This is a genomic window from Streptomyces sp. SID3343 (assembly GCF_009865215.1).
In the GTDB taxonomy this organism is placed as follows: domain Bacteria; phylum Actinomycetota; class Actinomycetes; order Streptomycetales; family Streptomycetaceae; genus Embleya.
This window is the reverse complement of sequence record NZ_WWJX01000995.1, coordinates 1-5685: the sequence shown is the minus strand read 5'-3', so window position 1 is coordinate 5685 and position 5685 is coordinate 1. Positions and strand designations below refer to the sequence as shown.

Sequence of the window (5685 nt, the reverse complement as noted above, 5' to 3'; positions counted from 1 at the left end):
CTCGGGCGCGGCAAGGAACTCCGCCACCGCGTGCGGCAGTTCGGCGAGGTCGACCGGGCGGAAGAGCGACGTGGCCGCCGGCGGATCCGGCTCCGGCCGGGGCTGTGCTTCGGTGACGACGGGGGCGTTCACGACAGGTGTCCTCGTGTTCTGTGGGTCGACTCGGTCGGAAGTAAGGCAAACCGGGATGGGGGCGAGGGGATGCGCGCGGCATCGACGGCGATCACGTCGCGTGCGTTTCGGGGGCGACGGCCTCGCGGGCCAACAATCGGCGGCCCGCGAACGCCAGCCCCGCCCCCGCGAGGGCCACGCCGAAGGCGACGGCGAACACGCCGCGCGGGCCGATCGGATCCATCAGCAGACCACCGGCCTGCTGGCCCACGGCGTCGCCCAGGACGGTGGCCAGCGACGCCCACGTGAACGCCTCGGCCAGCAGGCGTCGATCGGCGAGGGTGCTCACCAGGGTCATCTCGTTGGCGGACACCAGGGCGATGGGCAGGCTGCCGACCGCGAGGGCGACCGCGAGCGTCGCCGGGGAGGTGACCAGTACGGTCAGTCCGGTGCCGACGGCGTAGGCGAGGACCAGTCGCGGGAAGCGCACATGCACCGCGACCTGTGACTGGGCCCGCCCCAACCACAGGGCGCCCACCGCGCTGCCGACTCCCCAGCACGCGTAGACCACGCCCGTGCCGCCGGACGAGCCGTGCGCCGACACGAAGGCCGGGATGGCGAGCGTCATCAGTCCGACGGGGACGGAGCACGCGGCCATGATCCCCACGAGCACGAGCATCGCGGGATCACGCAGGACATGGCGCGGTCCGTCCCGGGAATGGGCCTCGGCCTCGCGCGGGTCGCTCGCGGCCGCCGCGTCGGTGCCGGCCGGGAGTCGTACGAAGGCGAGCCCGAGGGCCCCCACGCCGCCGATGACGGCCACGGTGGTCAGCGCCGATCCCGCGGACCCGACGAGCATCAGGGCCGCGAGCATCAACGGCGCGCCGATGACCAGGACTTCGGTGAGCAGGGCCTCCCACAGGTAGGCGGTCTCGCGTTCGGCGTCCGCCAGCGGCATCCGCGCCCACCACGAGCGCATGCACGCGTTCGTGGGCGGCAGCACGACGCCGGCGGCGACGGCCAACAGTGGCTGTGCCCAGGAACCCGGCTCGGTGGCCCACACCAGTGTCGCGAGCGTCGACGGGTAGGCGAGGCCGGTGCCGATCAGCACGCCCCGCCGTCCGCTGCGGTCGAGCCGGCGGGCGATCAACGGGCTGCCGAGCGCCATGCCGACGGTGTACAGCGCGGCGATCAGGCCGGCCTGGGCGTAACTGCCGCCCTGCTCGCGAATCGTCAACACCATGGCCAGCGACATCAGGTAGACGGGAAACCTGGCGACGACGCTCCACCCGGCAGCCCCGGCCACCCGGGGGCGGGTGAGCAGGGCGCGGAAACGGACGAGCAGACCATCGGTCGCGGGAGTCGGTTTCGCGTCCCCGGCCCGTTCCTCGGATCCGGGGTCGGTGTCGCGGCGGGATCGGCGCGGGCTGAGATTCACGACGAGACCGGGTCCGCCTCGCGGGCCGGGGCCACCTCGATCGTGAAGGCGTCGAGTACCGCGCGCATGCGCTGTTCGACCTCCGCGATCGAGGCGCCCACGACGTGGACGTGGCCCGAGGCGTTGTGCGACGCGCGGCGGGCCGCCACCGTGTCGCCCACCTCGGTTTTGAGCACGGCCTCGACGACGCCCGGCAGGCGCAGGAGTTCGTCGGCGCCGGTGACGTGCCGGACCGTTCCCGACCCGGGCAGGGGCAGCAACAGGTCGCCCGCGCAGCGCCGTTCGCGATAGTCGAGCCGGGGCCGGCGCCCGAGGTAGACGTCCAGCGTGGCGCCGAAGACGTCGAATCCGTAGGCGTGGCCGTGGTTGGCGGGGATCTCACAGCCCGCCAATCGGACCCCGATCTCGCCCGCGTACACCTGCTTGTCGACCACGAAGAACTCCATGTGCGCGTAGCCGTGGTCGATCCCCATGCCGGTGACGATGCGCTGGAGCATCGCGCGCAGGTCCACCGGCGGTCCCTCGTCGGTGCCGACGCTGATGTTGGCGTTCATCGCCCCGTCGACGATGTCCAGCGGGCGGCACGGCATCGCGCTCGGCCACGCGGTCAACACCTCGCCGTCGTGGACGAGTGCGCACACCTCCCACTCGGTACCGCCGACGAACTCCTCGACCATCCAATCCCGGGCCGCGAAGTCGATCGCGGCGACGGCGGTCGGTCCTTCGAGCCGATAGGTGTCCACGCACGCGAACGAGTCCACCGGTTTGAGGACGAGCGGCCAGCCGTGCCGCGCGGCGAACCGCTCGACCTCCGACGCGCGGCTCACCCGGGCGAACGCGGCGGTACGCAGCCCCAGTTCGCGAAACCGGCTCTTCATGGCGGCCTTGTCCCGCACCCAACCCACCTGGCGCTGGGTCAGATGGGGGAGCCCGGCCAGGGCGGCGAACCGCTGGGCGACGGCCTGACGCGGTTCGGACGGATTGCAAAAGCGGGTCGGCCGGGTGGGCAACTCGGCGGTCCAGTCCCGATATCGCCGCGCCTCGTGCTCCAGTGGCGCCCCTTCGCGCACCCAGAACGCGGGCAGATGCGCGGTCGCGCGCAGGTAGTCCTCCCGCAGCTCGGCGCGGAACTCGGCGAAGCGCAGCAGGACCAGGTCGTCGGGGAGCGCCCGGGCGGCGTATCGGGTGAACGAGGACGCCCGGTCGTCCACCATCAGCAGCACGGATCGCTCGTTCACACCGCCTCCAGGACACGCCGAACGGCCTTGACCGCGCCGACCTGTTCGGCTTCGGACAGCTCCGGGGACAGCGGTACGCACAGGGTGCGGTCCAGCCGGTCGCGGGTACGGGCGAAGCCGTCGCGGCTGAGCACGAGCGGCTCGTCGGGGGCGTGGTTCCACGGGAAGCCGTCGGCGTAGAGCGAGCGTCGGCCGGTGATCACCGGGTGCTCGGGCAACAGGTACTTGTTCAACGTCCAGTTGGCGATCCCCTCCGCGGTCAGGGCGGCCACCGCGGCGTCGCGCAGGGCCCGGTCGCCGCAGCGAAAGCGCAGGCCGACCTTCGCGTCACCCGCGGCTCGCGGCCGCACCTCCAGGTCGGCGCGGTCCGGCAGTTCGTTCATCGCGATGGTGTACATGCGCTCCAGCCCGGCGAGCAGTTCGTCGAGGTGGCGGAACTGCTGGCACTGGACGGCGGCGACCTGTTCGCTGGTGACGAAGTTCTCGCCGTAGTAGGCGTCCTGGTTCCACGTGGGATAGCGGCCGGGCACGCGCGCCGATCCGTGGTCGTGGTAGCAGCGCATCGTCGCCCACGCCCGCTCGTCGTTGGTGACCACGAGCCCGCCCTCGCCGGAGGTGAGCACCTTGTTGTGGTGGAAGCTGAAGGTGCCGGCCCAGCCCGCGGTGCCCACGGCGCGCCCGTCCGGGAAGCGCGCGCCGAGCGACTGCGCGCAGTCCTCGACGACGTACGGCACGCCCTCGGGCAGCGGCGCCACGGTGCCCTCCATGTGCGCCACGATCACCCGCTCGGCGTCGGGCGGCAGCAGCGTGGGGTCCAGCGAGAGCGAGTCGTCGGTGTCGACCAGTACCGGGATCAGTCCGCACGAGAGCACCGCGCCGGCCACGGCCACGAAGGTGACGGCCGGGACGTACACGCGGTCGCCGATCCGGGGGCGAGTGGCCAGCAGCGCCAACCGCAACGCCTCGGTGCAGTTGTGCACGGCCAACGCGTGTGCCGCGCCCAGGCGTTCGGTGGTCAGGCGTTCCAGGCGCGAGGCCATGCTCTCGCTCTCGGTCTGATAGCGGAACAACACCTGATGGTCGATCACCTCCCGGAGCTCCGCCATGTCGGACCAGTCGAGGTAGTTCGCGCCGTAGGGCAGGAAACGCTGCCCGAGTCGCTTGTCGAGGGTCATCGCGCGTCGGCCTCCGTGATCGGGTACGCGGCCTTGTCGACGACCATCTCCTCGCCGCGGAAGTTGCGCAGGTGCAGGCCGTCGGGGGTGACGGTGAAGTAGGGCTGCGCGATCGGGATCTTGCCGATCCGAGTGGTCAGGACGTACTGCGGTACGCCGAACCCGGTGATGTGGCCCTGGAGGCCCTCCATGATCTCCCAGCCCTTGGCGACGGAGGTCATGAAGTGCGAGACGCCGGTGACGTTGTCGCAGTGGTAGAGGTAGTACGGCCGGACCCGGATGCGCAGCAGCTCCGTCATCAGGGTGCGCATGGTGGCGACGTCGTCGTTGATCCCCCGCAGCAGCACGGTCTGGTTGCCCACCGGGATCCCGTGGCGCAGCATGCGGTCCACCGCGGCGGACGCCTCCGGGGTGATCTCCTTGGGGTGGTTGAAATGGGTGTTGATCCACACCGGGTGGTAGCGCGCGAGCATCGCGCACAGGTCGTCGGTGATCCGCTGCGGCAGCAGGACCGGGAAGCGTGAGCCGATCCGGATGATCTCCACGCTCGGGATCGCCCGCAGCCCGGCGATGATCTCCTCCAGCTTGCCGTCCTGGTAGGACAGCGGATCCCCGCCGGTGAGCAGGACGTCCCGGATCTCCGGGTGGTCGGCGATGTAGCGCAGGTCCTCGTCGAAGGACTCGCCCTCGTCGTCGCGGAAGTAGGTGCCGTTGACGTCGGTGGTGTGGAACTTGCGGGTGCAGTGCCGGCAGTAGACCGGGCACGCCTCGGTGACCAGCAGGATGACCCGGTCCGGATACTTGTGCACGACGCGGTTGGTCTTGCGGTAGTACGTGTCGCCGACCGGGTCGACCTCCGCGCCGGAGAACTCGACCAGCTCGCCCGAGGCGGGAACGGCCTGTTGGCGGACGGGGCACATGGGGTCGTCGGGATCCATCAGCGACGCGTAGTAGGGGGTGACGCTCCAGCGGTATTTGCCCGCGACCCCGGCGATCGCCTTCTCCTCGTCGGGGCTGAGGTTGATCCACTGCCGGGCCTTGTCGACGTTGGTGATGCGCCGACGCATGTGCCAACGCCAGTCGTTCCAGTCGGTGTCGGGCACGCGCGGACGCACGATCGCGGGGCAGGCCGCGGTCTCGGCTTCGAGGGGGGTGGCGGACATGGCGGCTCCAGGGTTGACGGGCCTTCGACGCGGGGCGGTGTACCGGGGGGCGGGGGCGGCGACAAGGCCGCGGTCGGTGCGGGGCGGTGTGGTGACGCGGCCGCTCACAACGGGGCGAGCGAGAGCTGACGCAGGGTGCGGGCGACGCGTTGCGCGCCGCGCAGATCGTCGAGGGCCGGGTCGAGGGCGTCCCACGGTGTCCGGCCGTCGCCGGCGGGCGGTGCCCACAGGCAGTCGTCGCGGGGGTCGGTCGCGAGCGGTACCGGGACCACGTGTCGCACCCGCGCGGCGAGATCGCGCTGGGCGGCCCCGAGCGGTGGCAGGAACACCAGTGGGGCGCGCCGTACTTGGGCCAGGGTGACGACGCCCAGGGTGGGCGCGGCCACGAACACCTCGGCACCGGCGTGCAGCGCGTCGACGTCCACCTCGGCGGCGCGGCTCACCCGTAGCTCCGGGGGGTCGGCCAGGCCCGCGAGGGCGGAGCGCACCGATGTGAGGCGCGTGTCGGCGACGACCTCGCACCCGCCGGTCCGGCGCAGCGCCTCGTGGACCAGCGCGCG

At 71.9% G+C, this 5685-nt stretch carries 5 protein-coding genes; all 5 read right to left on the bottom strand.

Annotation, left to right across the window (positions count from 1 at the left end):
• Window positions 1-223: 223 nt before the first annotated feature.
• Window positions 224-1549 carry an MFS transporter gene (locus tag GT354_RS31250; RefSeq protein ID WP_161359741.1) on the bottom strand — a complete coding sequence of 442 codons (1326 nt, stop codon included), beginning with the start codon at window positions 1547-1549 and terminating at the stop codon, window positions 224-226.
• A complete protein-coding gene (locus tag GT354_RS31245) occupies window positions 1546-2787 on the bottom strand; it encodes an ATP-dependent carboxylate-amine ligase (protein WP_346012261.1) in 1242 nt (413 codons plus the stop codon). The genes GT354_RS31250 and GT354_RS31245 overlap by 4 nt, the downstream gene beginning before the upstream one ends.
• Window positions 2784-3962: a DegT/DnrJ/EryC1/StrS family aminotransferase gene (locus GT354_RS31240; RefSeq protein WP_161359740.1), complete on the bottom strand. Its 1179-nt coding sequence runs from the start codon at window positions 3960-3962 to the stop codon at window positions 2784-2786. The genes GT354_RS31245 and GT354_RS31240 overlap by 4 nt, the downstream gene beginning before the upstream one ends.
• Complete coding sequence (blsG, locus tag GT354_RS31235) at window positions 3959-5125, bottom strand: arginine 2,3-aminomutase (protein WP_161359739.1); 1167 nt, start codon at window positions 5123-5125, stop codon at window positions 3959-3961. The genes GT354_RS31240 and blsG overlap by 4 nt, the downstream gene beginning before the upstream one ends.
• Before the next feature lie 104 nt (window positions 5126-5229).
• On the bottom strand, window positions 5230-5685 hold a 456-nt coding region (gene blsF / locus GT354_RS31230; protein ID WP_161359738.1), incomplete at its 5' end, for a CGA synthase-related protein.

Excerpts from the sequence above, each read along its gene's own strand:
- GT354_RS31240 (WP_161359740.1), bottom strand. The coding sequence starts at position 3,962 with ATGACCCTCGACAAGCGACTCGGGCAGCGTTTCCTGCCCTACGGCGCG.
- blsG (WP_161359739.1), bottom strand. The coding sequence starts at position 5,125 with ATGTCCGCCACCCCCCTCGAAGCCGAGACCGCGGCCTGCCCCGCGATC.